The organism is Bradyrhizobium guangxiense (assembly GCF_004114915.1).
GTDB lineage: Bacteria > Pseudomonadota > Alphaproteobacteria > Rhizobiales > Xanthobacteraceae > Bradyrhizobium > Bradyrhizobium guangxiense.
On record NZ_CP022219.1, the window covers coordinates 6,995,083 to 7,009,022 of the forward strand.

The following is a 13,940-nucleotide window of genomic DNA, read 5'->3' on the forward strand; positions in this document are numbered from 1 at the left end:
TTTTCATCGGAGAGTGAACGATGGGTTACAAAGTCGCAGTCGTCGGCGCGACCGGCAATGTCGGACGGGAAATGCTCAACATCCTCGATGAGCGCAAATTCCCCGCGGACGAGGTCGTGGCGCTGGCCTCACGCCGCAGCGTCGGCGTCGAGGTCTCCTATGGCGACCGGACCCTGAAGGTCAAAGCGCTCGAGCATTACGATTTCTCCGACGTCGACATCTGCCTGATGTCGGCGGGCGGGTCGGTGTCGAAGGAATGGTCGCCGAAGATCGGCGCCGCCGGCGCTGTGGTGATCGACAACTCCTCGGCTTGGCGCATGGATCCGGACGTGCCGCTGATCGTGCCGGAGGTGAATGCGGCTGCGACCGAAGGCTTCAAGAAGAAGAACATCATCGCCAACCCGAACTGCTCGACCGCGCAGCTCGTGGTCGCGCTGAAGCCCTTGCACGACAAGGCGACGATCAAGCGCGTCGTGGTCTCGACCTATCAATCGGTGTCGGGCGCCGGCAAGGACGCTATGGACGAATTGTTCTCGCAGACCAAGGCCGTCTACACCAATGACGAGCTGGTCGCGAAGAAATTCCCCAAGCGCATCGCCTTCAACGTCATCCCCCACATCGACGTCTTCATGGAAGACGGCTTCACCAAGGAAGAGTGGAAGATGATGGCGGAGACCAAGAAGATTCTTGATCCCAAGATCAAGCTCACCGCCACCTGCGTGCGCGTGCCCGTGTTCGTCGGCCACTCCGAGGCCGTCAACATCGAGTTCGAGAATCCGATCACCGCCGATGAAGCGCGCGAGATCCTGCGCAAGGCGCCCGGCTGCCTCGTCATCGACAAGCAGGAGCCCGGCGGCTACGCCACGCCGTACGAGGCGGCCGGCGAGGACGCGACTTACATCAGCCGCATCCGCGAGGACGCGACGGTGGAGAACGGTCTCGTGCTGTGGTGCGTGTCCGACAATCTGCGCAAGGGCGCCGCGCTGAACGCGATCCAGATCGCGGAAGTGCTGATCAACCGCAAGCTGATCAGCGCGAAGAAGCAGGCGGCCTAAGCTCCGTCCACTCCCTCGTCGTCCCGGACAAGCGCGCAAAAAGCGCGCGCCGATCCGGGACCCATAACCACAGGACGTGGTTTGGCGCCAGGCCGGCAACTCCGAGTCTTCGCAAAACGACTGCTGCGGCGTATGGGTCCCGGATCTGCGCTTGCGCTTGTCCGGGACGACGATCTCGTTTGACGAGAGAGTTTGCGAAATCGCCTACGCCACGCTTTGCGCGTTCTTGAATTCCTTCGCGACCTTGTCCAGCACGAACAGCGATCCCTCCGCGACGCCGAAATAGGCGCCGTGGGTCTGCATCTGGCCGCTCTCCACGGCCTTGCGCACGAACGGGAACGTCATCAGGTTCTCCAGGCTGCGGAACACCGCGGCCTTCTCGATGCGCTCGACGAATTGCGCCATGGTCTCGTGGTCGCGCTGCTCGACCACTTCGCCCGGCTTGATGAACATCTGCATCCATTTGCCGATGAAGTCGCCGGGCGTGAGTGGCTCGATCTTGTCGACGAAGGCGCGGATGCCGCCGCATTGGGCGTGGCCGAGCACGACGATGTGCTTCACCTTCAACACCGTCACCGCATATTCCAGCGCCGCCGACACGCCATGGGCGTTCTCGTCGGGCTGATAGGTCGGTACCAGATTGGCGATGTTGCGGACCACGAACAGTTCGCCCGGGCCGACGTCGAAGATCACCTCGGGCGAGACGCGGCTGTCGCAACAGCCGATCACCATCACTTCCGGCGACTGTCCCTTCACCGACAGCTCGCGATAGCGGTTCTGCTCGGTCGGCAGCCGCTGGGTGGCGAAGGCCTTGTAGCCTTCCAGCAAATGCTTCGGGAATGTCATCATGCCTATGCCTAACCATATACCGCAGGGTCGAACAAGCCTTTCGAACGGGCAGGCCAAGTGCTATCGGCTTCGGTCAGAAGAGAGAGACGAGGAAACCGGAAGGAACGCCCGCATGACCCGTCCGCGCCGCAGCCATCTGTTCATGCCCGGCTCCAACCCTCGTGCGCTGGAGAAAGCGCGCAATCTCCCCGCCGACGGCCTGATCCTGGACCTGGAGGATTCCGTTGCGCCCGAGGCCAAGGCGCTGGCGCGTGACGGAATTGCCGCGGCGATTGCCGCCAAGGGCTTTGGCAGGCGCGAGATCTTGATCCGCACCAATGGTCTCGACACGCCCTGGTGGGCGGATGACGTCGCCATGGCGGCCAAGGCTTCGCCCGATGGCATCCTGGTTCCAAAAGTTTCAAGCATCGAAGATCTCGACGCGATCGGCCGCCGCCTCGCCGAGCTCGGCGCAGCGCCGACGGTGAAGGTCTGGGCCATGATCGAGACCGCGCGCGCCGTGCTGCATGCCGAGGAGCTGGCTGCGGCGGGCCGCGATCCCGGGACGCGCCTGTCCGGTTTCGTGTTCGGCCCGAACGACATCTCGCGTGAGACGCGGATCCGGATGTTGCCGGGGCGCGCCGCCATGATCCCGATGATCACCCATTGCATCCTGGCGGCGCGCGCCCATGGCCTCGAAATCCTCGACGGTCCCTATAGCGACATCGCCAATTCCGACGGCTTCGCCACCGAATGCGCGCAAGGCCGCGACCTCGGCTTCGACGGCAAGACGCTGATCCATCCCTCGCAGATCGAAGCCTGCAACGCGATCTTCACGCCGCCGGAAGAGGACGTCGCGCGCGCACGAAAGATCATCGCAGCGTTCGAGCTGCCGGAGAACGCCTCGCGCGGCGCGATCCGCCTCGATGGTGCGATGGTCGAGCGCCTGCATGCCGACATGGCCCGGCGCACGATCGCCATCGCGGATGCGATCGCTGCGATGGGGAAGGGCTGAGGCGTGCGCTCCCGTTCCGTCCTGCTCGATCTCGACGGAACGCTGGTGGATTCCCGGCCGGGCATCGTCGCGAGCTGCTCGGCCGCATTGCGGGCGCTCGGACATGATCCCGACGATGCGCCCGAGATACCAGTCGGGCCACCGCTCGAAGACATCTTGCAGATCTTGCTGGCGGCGTATGGCGACGATCGAATCGATCAAGCCGCCGTGGCCTATCGCGAGCACTACGGCCAGGCCGGCCTGCTCGGAAGCGAGCTTTATCCCGGAATCGGCGCAGCGATCGAGGACATGCGGCGCGCCGGATTGCGGATCTATCTCGCCACCTCGAAGCGCCAGGTTTTCGCGCAACGAATTTTGCAGAACCTGAATCTGGCCGAGTTTTTCGATGGCATCTACGGCTCAAGGCCGGGCGGCAGCCTGGATCACAAGCCGGAGCTGCTCGCCCATATCCTGTCCGATCAGGACATCTCCGCCGCGCACAGCCTCATGGTCGGCGATCGGCGTCACGACATCGTCGGTGCTCACGCCGTCGAGATGCGCAGCCTCGGCGTGCTCTGGGGCTATGGCAGCCGGGATGAGCTGGAGACGGCAGGCGCAGATCAGTTGGTCGAACAGCCCATTGATCTCGCGCGCGCGGTTCTGTCGATGATCCCCGGCTAGGTTCGGTCCACGGTGCGTCGGCGCGGGGAATACGATGGGAGTTGCGTGGCCGCCTTACTGCCTTCGTCTCGCATTCTTCAAAGTCTCGGAGGGCAGCTCGCCGATGGCGAGACGATATTCGGATGCGAAACGTCCGAGATTTCGAAAGCCGCATTTGAACGCCACAGCAAGCACGCTGGTTTGCGCATCAGGCCGTCGCAACAGCTCTGCCGCGCGATAGAGCCGGACGCGCCGCGCGAACTGGCCCGGTGATCCCCGTCCGGACTCGGAGAACTCCCGGAATACCGTCCGCACGCTCACATTGGCGACCTCCGCGATCCTTTCGAGGTCGAGCGGTTCGTCCCAATGGGCCTCGATATAGGATTCCACGATGTCGACCACGGCCCGGTGGGCGCGCGGCGCGGAGCGCTGCAGCCGGTCAGAGAAGTTGTGCCGATGCGCCAAAAGAATCCGGACCATCAGCGCCCGCTCGAGTTCGGCGATGGCGATGGGCGAGTAATCCTGCCCGAATCTTTCCAGCTCCTCGGCAAATCTGAAAACGTCATGCCGGACCTGCTTCATCACCAAGGGGTCGGCTTCGTCCGAGGCGAAGCGCAAGGTCACGCCGCAATCGTCGCCGAGCAGGTTGTTCAACAAGCGCGTGATGGCCGGGACATCTATCCTCAACACCAATTGGCGGTAGCCCGGCGCGAAGTCGAGATCCAGCCTGGCGTCTCCGGAGATGATCGGACGCCAGGCCTCGAGAGGCCGGCTGTTCCCCTGGGTCTTGAAGCCCGCCGTGCCCTGGATGGAGAAGAACTGGCGGAGAATCTGCGATTCAGGGAAGGACAGCGATGCCGCGCCATCATAGGCGCAGAACGCGAGGCCGATGGAATTCAGGCGAGCAAAATTGGCCTGGATGCCGAATTCGTGGCCGCGCTTGCCAAACCGATCGGCACCATAGGCCGAGAACAGGCGGTCGCGCGCAAACTCGCTGTCGCGCGACCGTAGCAAAGGATAGCGGTCAAGGTATGAAACGGCGCCCAAATCAGGATCCTCAAAACGCTCAAGCTACTGAATCGGAATCGCAGCGCTACCAATTGGAGATTGCACGGAATAGCCAATGGGCGAGATTGATCCGTTGCCAGCGAGAGGGCCGTCGCTTGCTCGTCCTGCGACAAATTGTCGGGACGTTCGATGCAAGATCATTTCGTTTCATTCGCAGAGTCGAGGTTTTGCCGAATACCGATAGCGAATTTAGCGAGACCTTCGCAGTTCGTCGCCGATGGCGCGGTCAAGGTGGCCGTGTGTCGCTGTCGGGTTAATCGCCCTGGCAAAAAGCGGCCATTGTGTCTGCGATCGGACAAATATTCTGATAATTCGATTCAGATATCTGCTTCATTCGCAAGAACGGCGGTCGAGCGAAAATGCTCCGCCGCGACAGGATGAATGGTTAAGGCCGGTTCGCTGTGCTGCGGACTGAGCGTCAATTTCGGAGCAAGACGAATGTTTGGTCGCAAGTTTCTGGGCGATGCGCAGGCGCAAATTGATGCGGTTAGCCGCTCGCAGGCCATGATCGAGTTCAACATGGACGGCACGATCGTCAAGGCCAACAAGAACTTCCTGGATGCGCTCGGCTACAGTCTTGACCAGATCCAGGGCAAGCACCACTCCATGTTCGTGCCGGCCGATCAGCGTGACGGCACGGATTACCAGGCGTTCTGGGCAGCACTGCGTCGCGGCGAGTTTCAGGCAGGCGAGTTCAAGCGCATCGCGAATGGCGGCCGCCCGATTTGGATCGAAGCGTCATACAATCCGGTGCTCGGCAATGATGGCAAGCCGGTCAAGGTGATCAAGATTGCGACCGACATTACTGCGAAGAAGCTGCGCAGCATGTCTGATGCGTCGAAGCTTGCCGCCATCAATCGCGCTCAGGCCGTGATCGAGTTCAAGCTCGACGGCACCATCGTCACCGCCAACGAGAATTTCTGCAAGACGCTCGGCTATCCGCTGGCCGAGATCGAGGGCAAGCACCACAGCCTGTTCGTGCCCGCCGCTGAGCGGGATAGTGCGGCCTATCGCGAATTCTGGGAGAAGCTCAACCGCGGGGAGTACCAGGCCGGTGAGTTCAAGCGCATCGGCAAGGGCGGCAAGGAAGTGTGGATCCTGGCGAGCTATAATCCCGTGCTGGACGATACGGGGAAGCCCTTCGGTGTCGTCAAATTCGCAAACGACATTACTGCTGACAAGCTGAAGAACGCCGATCTGGCCGGCCAGATCGCGGCGATCGACAAGGCGCAGGCGGTGATCGAGTTCAACATGGACGGCACGATCATCACGGCGAACGTCAACTTCCTGAGCGCGGTCGGCTACTCGCTGGCCGAGATCAAGGGTCACCACCACAGTATGTTCGTCGAGCCCTCGGAGCGAGACGGCGCCGCCTATCGCGAGTTCTGGGCGGCGCTCAATCGCGGCGAATACCAGGCGGCCGAATACAAGCGCATCGGCAAGGGCGGCAAGGAGATCTACATCCAGGCCTCCTATAATCCGATCTTCGATCTCAACGGCAATCCGTTCAAAGTGGTGAAATACGCGACCGACACCACCAGGCAGGTGCTGGTCCGGATGGGCAACGAGCGCGTCCGCGCCATGATGGAATCGGTTGCTGCGGGCTCCGAGGAACTCAACGCATCGGTGCGAGAGATCTCAGAGGCCATGACCAAATCGCGCGAAACCGCGATCGGCGCCGTTGAGCAGGTCTCCTCTGCCGATGCCCAGGCCCAGCGCCTCACTGATGCCGCGCAGTCGATGAGCGGCATCGTGGAAATGATCAACAACATCACCGGTCAGATCAATCTGCTGGCCCTCAACGCAACGATCGAATCGGCCCGTGCCGGGGAAGCCGGCCGCGGCTTTGCCGTGGTCGCATCCGAGGTGAAGGGGCTTGCCAACCAAGCCAAGCAGGCCACCGATAAGATCGCTCAGGAGATCGGCAGCCTCAATCAGATATCGGGGGACGTCGTCGGTGCCCTCGTTGCGATCAAGCAGGCCATCAACAATGTCAGCGAGTACGTGACGTCGACGGCCGCGGCGATCGAGGAGCAGAGCACGGTGACGAACGAGATGTCGACCAGCATGCAGCGCGCCGCCGCCGAGGCGGCCGCGATGGTGAACCGCGCTTGATCAGCCGGCCACTTCAAATCAACCTCCGGAGTGCATGCCGCCTTTGACGCAACAGACAGAAGCCGTTCAGCTACGGCTCAGTCTCCGGACGGCAGGACTTCACGAGGCGCCGCTCACCGCGGCGCGAGGTCGGCGCGATTGAGCGACTCCAAGGTCGAGGCGTTGGCGCAATAGCCGTGGTAATTCTCCGCGGCGGTGCCGTCGGCGAGATCGCGGTCGCATTCTGGCTTGTGACCGCACAGCGAGCAGACCCGCTCCATGTCGCGCAGCAGCAGCGGCTGCGCGCGGCCGAGGCCTTCGGCGCTGATACCGAGCTGCTGCAGCATCATTGGCAGCTCGTCGGCGGAATGCTTGCCGTGACGGACCAGCTCTTCCAGATCGTCGGGCGCGATCCTCAAATCGCTCGCGATCCGGTCGAAATCGGCGCGGTCGAGCTGCCGGATCTCGTTCATCTCGCGGCGATGCTTCAGCCAGCTCGCAAAGGAGTCGATGAGGTCCTGGACGATGGGATAAGGCCTGCTTGCGGTGCTCATGGAAAGCTCCCTTCGGACGGCGGAACTGAAGCCAATTAAGCACGATGTTGCAGAGGCGCGTTGCGCTGGATCAAACTGGAATGAGCGGGGCTCTGCCGACCTCTCCCGCTTGCGGGAGGGGTCGCGCACTTCCCGCGCAGCAGCTAGCCGAATCGCTCCGTCGCCCAGGCGTACAGGCTGCCCGGTATAGGCTTTTCGCCGCCGCGGCCCTTGGGCGAGATGTGCAGGCCGATGATCTCGGGGTTGGTGACGAGACCGAGATAGCTCGAGGGATCGAAGAACAGCTTTGGCTCGGCGTGCACGGCGTAGAATGACTGCTTCGGCAGCGCATTGTGCAATTCGCCGGTGCGGCGTGCGAGCGCGGTCAGTGCTGCGGGTCCATAGATCGCGACGCGAATGTCCGACAGACGGTTGGAGCCGCCGCGCAGGCGCTGCATCATGAAGGTGATGCGGTGGCGCAGCGACAGCCAGTTCGGCGTCAGTTCCTCCTGCTCCATCAGCTCTTCGAACGCGCGCACGATGCCGTGCTCCGCCGGCAGATAGATCACCGAATTGCCGAGCTGGCGCGGCCGTTCCCAGGCGAAATAGGGCTTTGCCGGATCGACCTCGACCGGCTTCAGGAGCAGCACGTCGGCGTCGAGCCAGAGGCCAAGGCCCTTCGCCATCAGCTTCATGCGGAAGAAGTCGCTGAACTGCAGAATGGTCCAGTCGCGCCAGCTGCCGTCCGGCTGCGGCGGCCGCAAGCGTTCGGAGAACACGTGCGGCAGGATTGCTTCGGCCTCGGCGTTCGCGACGCCTGCGGGCAGGCCGGGAATGGTGTCGAAGCTGTAGACTGTGACCTTGTGGCCGGCAGCCAATTGCGAGCGCAGACAGGTCTGGCGCAGCGCATCCATCGGGCCATGCCAGAAGGTGACGATCTCGGGCAGCATGGGTGCAGCTATACGGGGTAATCAGAACAAAGAAAAAGCCCCGGCGCGCGTCGCACCGGGGCTGCAAACGGGATCGGAGATCACGCCCAGGCGCGTTCGCGCTTGAGCTTGTCCTCGTAGGTGTCGATCGAGGCCTTCTTCTCCATGGTGAGGCCGATGTCGTCGAGGCCGTTGATCAGGCAGTGCTTGCGGAACGGGTCGATCTCGAACTTGACCTTGCCGCCATCGGGACCGCGGATCTCCTGGTTCGGCAGGTCGATCGTCAGCGTCGCGTTGGCGCCGCGCTCGGCGTCGTCGAACAGCTTGTCGAGGTCTTCCTGGGAGACGCGGATCGGCAGAATGCCGTTCTTGAAGCAGTTGTTGTAGAAGATGTCGCCGAACGAGGTCGAGATCACGCAGCGGATGCCGAAGTCCAGCAGCGCCCAGGGTGCGTGCTCGCGGCTCGAGCCGCAGCCGAAATTGTCGCCGGCAACCAGCACCTTCGCATTGCGATAGGCGGGCTGGTTGAGGACGAAATCCGGATTCTCGCTGCCGTCGTCCTTGTAGCGCTGCTCGGAGAAGAGCCCCTTGCCAAGGCCGGTCCGCTTGATGGTCTTGAGGTACTGCTTCGGAATAATCATGTCGGTGTCGACATTGATGATCTTCAGCGGCGCCGCGACGCCTTCCAGCGTGGTGAACTTGTCCATGGTTGCGTTTCCCGGGTGGTTCAGGGAAGGCGTATTTATCGTGTCCGGGGCCTGAATCCTAGGCCGAATTCGGCAGATCTGCCTTCCCTTTCCCGCCTGCGGGAGAGGGCGCACACCTGCCGCGTGGCGACGCCGTCACGCCACCTGCGCCTCGATCGCGGCCATATCGTCGTCCGAGAGACCGAAATGGTGGCCGATCTCATGGATCAGGACGTGGCGAACGATATGGCCGAGGCTTTCGTCGTGCTCGGCCCAGTAATCCAGGATCGGGCGGCGGTAGAGCCAGACCATGTTGGGCAGCCGCGCCACGTCGCCAAGGCTCTGCTGGGGCAGGCCGACGCCCTGGAACAGGCCGAGCAGGTCGAACTCGCTCTCGCATTCCATCTCGTCGAGGACCTCCTCGGTCGGGAAGTCGTCGACGCGGATGATGACGCCCTCGCACAGGCCGCGAAATTCCGCCGGCAGGCCCTCGAAGATCTCGTGCGCCGTCGCTTCCATCTCTGCCAGAGAGGGCGCTTTCAATTCCGTCCACATGCAGCTCTCTTAGCGCGGGTTCCTTGGCGATGCATCCCGCTTTATAAGCGCGGCGAGGTTGACGGCCGACGCCAAAACGGGGAGCGTGGGCCCCAAATGGGACGTTTCAGGTGGGCGAAAAAATGCGAGCAAAAACAGCGCTGACGCTACTGTGCATGGGGTTGTTTTCGCAGTTTTCCGTTGGCGCAGAGGCCCAGACAGCGGCCCCCCGGATCAAGCTGGCCCAGGCGGGCTTGCCGGACGACATCCCGCCGCCGCGCAAGCGCCCGCCCCCGCGCCTGCGGGTCACGCCCTATTACAGCCCTGACGGCGTCTATCCGCGCTACAATCCCGGTCCTAATGCGGTCCGCGAATGCAACGCGACCTATGTGCAGGAATACCGGCCGAGCGGCACCGTGATCGTGCCGCGTGTGAGCTGCCATTGGCGCCCGGGCTAACGCCGGTTCAACACCAGCGCGCAGCGCGGAAGCCTCACGGGGTCATCATGGCGAGATGGATTGCATGGGCCGTTGCCGTCGCGCTTGCGACCGGTCTGCCCAGCGTTTCCGCCGCGCACAGGGCGACGATGCCGGAGGCCTCAGCGGGAATGGCGGTTTTCGATGCACGGCGCCCGGCGCGGACGCATGAGATCGTACGGCCTGCGGTGCGCCGTGATCCGCGCTACTACGCGCGGCCGGTCTATTACCGTCCCTATCCCTACGGCGTGCCCGCACCCTTCGTGTTCGGCTACGGGCCGTTCTGGTGAACCGCTAAAGCATGATCCGGAAAAGTGCGAAGCGGTTTTCCGGAAAGATCATGCGCAAACGACAATCTAAAGCGCGAGGACGATTCGTCCAAATCTCATCGCGCTTTAGCCCGCGGGCGCAAATCCCTTGACCAGCAGCACGGTCGCCTTTGCGCCGGCCTTGCGGTCACGCGAGATCTCCTCGTAGTCGGGCGAGTTCGAGAAGGCGAGGAAGGCGGCCTCGTCCGGAAACGACATCATGACCAGCTTGTCGTGCGGCCATGTTCCCTCGAGCACGCGCGGACGCTCGTCGGCGGCGAGCAGGCGCCCATTGTACTTCCTGAACACGTCGAAGAACCGCGCCTGATAGCGGTCATAGGCCGCGCGGTCCGTCATCTTCAATTGTGCGATCGCATAGACAGTCATCTCTCGAATTCCTTCCCATCGCGGCACAGCGCCGCAGCACGGAGCCCTGCTTCGTTCATTCATGGCGCGTTCACATCGCTGTCCTCAATTTTAATCCCGGGAGCGACTGCAATTGAACAGGGATGACGCGAGCCGGAAACGCGCATCGCAACTCCGCTGTCCAGAGTCAGGGAGAATTCCATGCTGAGGATAATGGGTCTCAGGGCAAGCCCGATGCGTCTCCTCGGGATTGCAGCGGCGGCGACGTTGATGCTGTCGGCCGGCACCACGCGTCGCGCTGAAGCGCTGAGCTTGATCAATCCGGCGACGTCACCCGCGGCGAAGACTGCAACCGAGGACCTCGTCACGCCGGTTCGCCACGGCGGCGGCGGACATGGCGGTGGAGGACATTTTCACGGCGGCGGTGGTTTCCGCGGCGGCGGATTTCACGGCGGCCATGTCGGTGGCTTCCGCGCCGCGCCGGGGTTCCACGGCAGCGGCTATCGCTACGGCGGATTTCGCCATTACGGCGGCTATCATCGCTACGGGATCTATCGCCCGTATTACGGCCATCGCCACTTCCATCGGCGCTACTATTACGGCGGCTACTATCCCTACTATCACTATCCGCGCCGCTGCCGGATCATCTCGACGTATTACGGCCCGCGCCGCGTCTGCCGCTGGCATCGCTGGCACTATCCGTACCGCTACTATTGGTGACGTGAGCTAGAGCCGTCATTCCGGGATGGCGCGTCAGCGCCAGACCCGGAATCTCGAGATTCTCAGGTGCCCGAGTGCGCACCAGAGTTCACAGCCAATCCTTCAGCCTCCACGACGAAGCCTTCCACCGCATCAGATTGTCCAGCTTCCACTGCTTGAACATCGCCGGCGGCCAGCGGCTGAGCTTGGAGGTCTCCGCGACCTCCGGTTTGGCGACGATGCGCAAGGGCGCGGCGCGCCGGCGGTGCTGGCGCGTGGCTTCGCCGATCAGGTCGACATATTCCGGCTTGTTGGCCATGAGGCGTGTCCTCGCGAAATCATCGCGAGGACGAGAGTGTCAGCCGATCGATTAACGGCGGTTTGCCGCGATCGCTACAATTGCAGGGAGTGGCTTAGCGCCAGTCCCTGACGTCGACGAAGTGGCCCGCGATCGCCGCGGCCGCCGCCATCGCCGGCGACACCAGATGGGTGCGGCCCTTGAAGCCCTGGCGGCCCTCGAAATTGCGGTTCGAGGTCGAGGCGCAGCGCTCTTCCGGCTTCAGCTTGTCCGGGTTCATGGCAAGGCACATCGAGCAGCCCGGCTCGCGCCATTCGAAGCCGGCCTTGATGAAGATCTTGTCCAGACCCTCGGCCTCGGCCTGCTCCTTCACGATGCCGGAGCCCGGCACGACCATGGCGTTGACGTTCGCCGAAACGGTCTTGCCTTCCGCAATCTTCGCCGCCGCGCGCAAATCCTCGATGCGGCCGTTGGTGCAGGAGCCGATGAAGACGCGGTCGAGCTTGATGTCGGTGATCTTCGTCCCCGCGGTCAGGCCCATATACTTCAAGGCGCGATGCTTGGAGATGCGCTTGGCCTCGTCCGCGATCTTGTCGGGATCGGGCACGATACCGGTGACCGAGATGACGTCCTCTGGGCTCGTGCCCCAGGTCACGATCGGCGGCAGCTTTGCGGCGTCGAGGCGCAGCTCGTGGTCGAAATGCGCGCCTTCATCGGAGCGCAGCTTCTCCCAATAGCGCATCGCCGCATCCCAGGCCGCGCCCTTCGGGGCCTTCGGACGATCACGCAGGAAGTCGTAGGCTTTCTGGTCGGGCGCAACGAGGCCGGCGCGGGCGCCGCCTTCGATCGACATGTTGCAGACCGTCATGCGCCCTTCCATCGAGAGCGCACGGATTGCGTCGCCGGCATATTCCAGCACGTAGCCGGTGCCGCCAGCGGTGCCGATCTCGCCGATGATGGCCAGGATGATGTCCTTGCCGGTCACGCCGTCGGGCAATTTGCCATCGACGGTGACGCGCATGTTCTTCGCTTTCTTCTGGATCAGCGTCTGCGTCGCCAGCACGTGCTCGACCTCGCTCGTGCCGATGCCGTGTGCGAGCGCGCCGAAGGCGCCATGCGTCGAGGTGTGGCTGTCACCGCAGACGATGGTGGTGCCGGGCAGCGTAAAGCCCTGCTCGGGGCCGATGACGTGGACGATGCCCTGACGCTTGTCGAACTCGTTGTAATATTCGATGCCGAATTCCTTGGCGTTCTCGGCCAGCGCCTTGATCTGCTCGATGCTTTCAGGATCGGGATTGGGCTTGGTGCGATCGGTGGTCGGCACGTTGTGGTCGACGACGGCGAGCGTCTTCTCGGGCGCGTGGACCTTGCGCCCCGTGGCGCGCAGGCCTTCGAACGCCTGCGGCGAGGTCACCTCGTGCACCAGGTGACGGTCGATATAGAGCAGGCAGGTGCCGTCCTCGGCTTCGTGCACCAGATGGTCGTTCCAGATCTTGTCGTACAATGTGGTCGGCTTGGACATGAGCTTAAGCTCCGAAAGAACGTTGTGTCAGCGGATATGCGCAGGTAGCGCGCGGGCAACAAAATCGTCGGCGCAGCCTTTCAGGCTGCGCGAATAAGCTCTGACGTTGCCGAGGTCGCGAAGCGTCCGAAGAACCGGCCAGGCAGCCGCGAGCGATCGTCGATGACGATGCGCTTGACGGGGGCGAGGCTGGTCGGATCTGGAAACATTCCAAGAATATATAGCAGGCCGAATTGGAAGCGCGAGTGGTTTCAACTGACTGCCACGCACACCATGCATGACCCTCATCCTGAGGAGCGCGCTCTTGGCGCGCGTCTCGAAGGATGCAAAGGCCCGGCCGGTGGCCTCGCCCTTCGAGACGCGCGTTCCGCGCTCCTCAGGGTGAGGGGCAGTCACCGTGCGCGCCGCACTGACGCAACAAAAAAGCGCGGAGCCGAGCCCGCGCTTTCGAAAAACTTGCCTGGTGGGGCGAAGCTTACTCGCCGACGGCAGCCTGGCGGTCCTGCTTCTCGACGATGCGGGCCGACTTGCCGCGAAGGTTGCGCAGGTAATAGAGCTTGGCGCGACGAACCTTGCCGCGGCGCACCACCTTGATCGAGTCGATCATCGGCGACATCACCGGGAACACGCGCTCCACGCCCTCGCCGTAGGAGATCTTGCGGACGGTGAAGCTCTCGTTGAGGCCACCGCCGGAACGGCCGATGCAGACGCCTTCATAGGCCTGCACGCGGGTGCGGTCGCCTTCGACGACCTTCACGTTGACGATCACGGTGTCGCCGGGACCGAATTCCGGAATGTCCTTGCCGGCGGACAGCTTGTCGAATTGCTCTTGCTCGAGCTGCTTGATCAGGTTCATGGGTAAATCTCCATCGGCGCGCCCAGCCCTGGAA

General features: G+C 63.1%; 17 protein-coding genes. 7 read left to right on the plus strand and 10 right to left on the minus strand.

The genetic code is table 11. The features are described 5' to 3' along the window. Positions 1-20: 20 nt before the first annotated feature. Positions 21-1,055 carry an aspartate-semialdehyde dehydrogenase gene (locus X268_RS33510; RefSeq protein ID WP_128928910.1) on the plus strand — a complete coding sequence of 345 codons (1,035 nt, stop codon included), beginning with the start codon at positions 21-23 and terminating at the stop codon, positions 1,053-1,055. A 204-nt stretch (positions 1,056-1,259) separates the two neighbouring features. Here X268_RS33510 and X268_RS33515 read toward each other — a convergent pair whose 3' ends face one another. Beyond that, positions 1,260-1,904: a carbonic anhydrase gene (locus X268_RS33515; protein ID WP_128928911.1), complete on the minus strand. Its 645-nt coding sequence runs from the start codon at positions 1,902-1,904 to the stop codon at positions 1,260-1,262. A 112-nt stretch (positions 1,905-2,016) separates the two neighbouring features. Between X268_RS33515 and X268_RS33520 the strand changes: the two genes are divergently transcribed. Together X268_RS33520 and X268_RS33525 are read left to right on the plus strand one after the other, a co-directional pair. After that, on the plus strand, positions 2,017-2,898 hold the full coding sequence (locus X268_RS33520) for an HpcH/HpaI aldolase/citrate lyase family protein (RefSeq protein WP_128928912.1): 882 nt from the start codon (positions 2,017-2,019) through the stop codon (positions 2,896-2,898). A 3-nt stretch (positions 2,899-2,901) separates the two neighbouring features. Beyond that, a complete protein-coding gene (locus tag X268_RS33525) occupies positions 2,902-3,558 on the plus strand; it encodes an HAD hydrolase-like protein (RefSeq protein ID WP_128928913.1) in 657 nt (218 codons plus the stop codon). A gap of 54 nt (positions 3,559-3,612) precedes the next feature. Here the strand turns inward: X268_RS33525 and X268_RS33530 are convergent, their stop codons facing one another. Continuing rightward, positions 3,613-4,584: a helix-turn-helix transcriptional regulator gene (locus X268_RS33530; RefSeq protein ID WP_128928914.1), complete on the minus strand. Its 972-nt coding sequence runs from the start codon at positions 4,582-4,584 to the stop codon at positions 3,613-3,615. A gap of 459 nt (positions 4,585-5,043) precedes the next feature. Between X268_RS33530 and X268_RS33535 the strand changes: the two genes are divergently transcribed. Further along, positions 5,044-6,720 carry a methyl-accepting chemotaxis protein gene (locus X268_RS33535; protein WP_128928915.1) on the plus strand — a complete coding sequence of 559 codons (1,677 nt, stop codon included), beginning with the start codon at positions 5,044-5,046 and terminating at the stop codon, positions 6,718-6,720. A gap of 113 nt (positions 6,721-6,833) precedes the next feature. Here X268_RS33535 and X268_RS33540 read toward each other — a convergent pair whose 3' ends face one another. The 4 genes from X268_RS33540 to X268_RS33555 form a co-directional block, all read right to left on the minus strand. Next, a complete protein-coding gene (locus X268_RS33540) occupies positions 6,834-7,253 on the minus strand; it encodes a hypothetical protein (protein ID WP_128928916.1) in 420 nt (139 codons plus the stop codon). Between the two features lie 143 nt (positions 7,254-7,396). After that, positions 7,397-8,182 (minus strand): glycosyltransferase family 32 protein, encoded by a 786-nt coding sequence (locus X268_RS33545; RefSeq protein ID WP_128928917.1) that lies wholly within the window; start codon positions 8,180-8,182, stop codon positions 7,397-7,399. An 80-nt stretch (positions 8,183-8,262) separates the two neighbouring features. Continuing rightward, a complete protein-coding gene (gene leuD / locus X268_RS33550; protein WP_008539074.1) occupies positions 8,263-8,868 on the minus strand; it encodes a 3-isopropylmalate dehydratase small subunit in 606 nt (201 codons plus the stop codon). A gap of 135 nt (positions 8,869-9,003) precedes the next feature. Beyond that, positions 9,004-9,402 carry a metallopeptidase family protein gene (locus X268_RS33555; RefSeq protein ID WP_128928918.1) on the minus strand — a complete coding sequence of 133 codons (399 nt, stop codon included), beginning with the start codon at positions 9,400-9,402 and terminating at the stop codon, positions 9,004-9,006. A gap of 155 nt (positions 9,403-9,557) precedes the next feature. On the opposite strand from X268_RS33555, the gene X268_RS33560 reads away from it, so the two are divergent. Further along, positions 9,558-9,839: a hypothetical protein gene (locus tag X268_RS33560; RefSeq protein ID WP_164938213.1), complete on the plus strand. Its 282-nt coding sequence runs from the start codon at positions 9,558-9,560 to the stop codon at positions 9,837-9,839. A gap of 149 nt (positions 9,840-9,988) precedes the next feature. Continuing rightward, the gene (locus X268_RS40730) at positions 9,989-10,147 is read left to right on the plus strand and encodes a hypothetical protein (RefSeq protein WP_347341906.1); all 159 of its coding nucleotides are present in this window, start codon (positions 9,989-9,991) and stop codon (positions 10,145-10,147) included. Positions 10,148-10,252: 105 nt separating this feature from the next. Here X268_RS40730 and X268_RS33570 read toward each other — a convergent pair whose 3' ends face one another. Continuing rightward, positions 10,253-10,552 carry a DUF1330 domain-containing protein gene (locus X268_RS33570; protein ID WP_128928921.1) on the minus strand — a complete coding sequence of 100 codons (300 nt, stop codon included), beginning with the start codon at positions 10,550-10,552 and terminating at the stop codon, positions 10,253-10,255. Between the two features lie 180 nt (positions 10,553-10,732). Between X268_RS33570 and X268_RS33575 the strand changes: the two genes are divergently transcribed. Continuing rightward, a complete protein-coding gene (locus X268_RS33575) occupies positions 10,733-11,251 on the plus strand; it encodes a hypothetical protein (RefSeq protein WP_128928922.1) in 519 nt (172 codons plus the stop codon). An 88-nt stretch (positions 11,252-11,339) separates the two neighbouring features. Here X268_RS33575 and X268_RS33580 read toward each other — a convergent pair whose 3' ends face one another. The 3 genes from X268_RS33580 to rplS form a co-directional block, all read right to left on the minus strand. Next, a complete protein-coding gene (locus X268_RS33580) occupies positions 11,340-11,549 on the minus strand; it encodes a hypothetical protein (protein WP_128928923.1) in 210 nt (69 codons plus the stop codon). Positions 11,550-11,643: 94 nt separating this feature from the next. Beyond that, positions 11,644-13,050 (minus strand): 3-isopropylmalate dehydratase large subunit, encoded by a 1,407-nt coding sequence (gene leuC, locus X268_RS33585; protein ID WP_128928924.1) that lies wholly within the window; start codon positions 13,048-13,050, stop codon positions 11,644-11,646. Positions 13,051-13,525: 475 nt separating this feature from the next. Further along, positions 13,526-13,906: a 50S ribosomal protein L19 gene (gene rplS, locus X268_RS33590; protein WP_011083318.1), complete on the minus strand. Its 381-nt coding sequence runs from the start codon at positions 13,904-13,906 to the stop codon at positions 13,526-13,528. Positions 13,907-13,940: the final 34 nt, after the last annotated feature.

Excerpts from the sequence above, each read along its gene's own strand:
- X268_RS33515 (WP_128928911.1), bottom strand. The coding sequence starts at position 1,904 with ATGATGACATTCCCGAAGCATTTGCTGGAAGGCTACAAGGCCTTCGCC.
- X268_RS33555 (WP_128928918.1), bottom strand. The coding sequence starts at position 9,402 with ATGTGGACGGAATTGAAAGCGCCCTCTCTGGCAGAGATGGAAGCGACG.
- X268_RS33540 (WP_128928916.1), bottom strand. The coding sequence starts at position 7,253 with ATGAGCACCGCAAGCAGGCCTTATCCCATCGTCCAGGACCTCATCGAC.
- X268_RS33560 (WP_164938213.1), top strand. The coding sequence starts at position 9,558 with ATGGGGTTGTTTTCGCAGTTTTCCGTTGGCGCAGAGGCCCAGACAGCG.
- leuC (WP_128928924.1), bottom strand. The coding sequence starts at position 13,050 with ATGTCCAAGCCGACCACATTGTACGACAAGATCTGGAACGACCATCTG.
- X268_RS33580 (WP_128928923.1), bottom strand. The coding sequence starts at position 11,549 with ATGGCCAACAAGCCGGAATATGTCGACCTGATCGGCGAAGCCACGCGC.
- X268_RS40730 (WP_347341906.1), top strand. The coding sequence starts at position 9,989 with ATGGCGGTTTTCGATGCACGGCGCCCGGCGCGGACGCATGAGATCGTA.
- X268_RS33510 (WP_128928910.1), top strand. The coding sequence starts at position 21 with ATGGGTTACAAAGTCGCAGTCGTCGGCGCGACCGGCAATGTCGGACGG.
- X268_RS33535 (WP_128928915.1), top strand. The coding sequence starts at position 5,044 with ATGTTTGGTCGCAAGTTTCTGGGCGATGCGCAGGCGCAAATTGATGCG.
- X268_RS33545 (WP_128928917.1), bottom strand. The coding sequence starts at position 8,182 with ATGCTGCCCGAGATCGTCACCTTCTGGCATGGCCCGATGGATGCGCTG.
- X268_RS33570 (WP_128928921.1), bottom strand. The coding sequence starts at position 10,552 with ATGACTGTCTATGCGATCGCACAATTGAAGATGACGGACCGCGCGGCC.
- X268_RS33575 (WP_128928922.1), top strand. The coding sequence starts at position 10,733 with ATGCTGAGGATAATGGGTCTCAGGGCAAGCCCGATGCGTCTCCTCGGG.
- X268_RS33520 (WP_128928912.1), top strand. The coding sequence starts at position 2,017 with ATGACCCGTCCGCGCCGCAGCCATCTGTTCATGCCCGGCTCCAACCCT.
- leuD (WP_008539074.1), bottom strand. The coding sequence starts at position 8,868 with ATGGACAAGTTCACCACGCTGGAAGGCGTCGCGGCGCCGCTGAAGATC.
- rplS (WP_011083318.1), bottom strand. The coding sequence starts at position 13,906 with ATGAACCTGATCAAGCAGCTCGAGCAAGAGCAATTCGACAAGCTGTCC.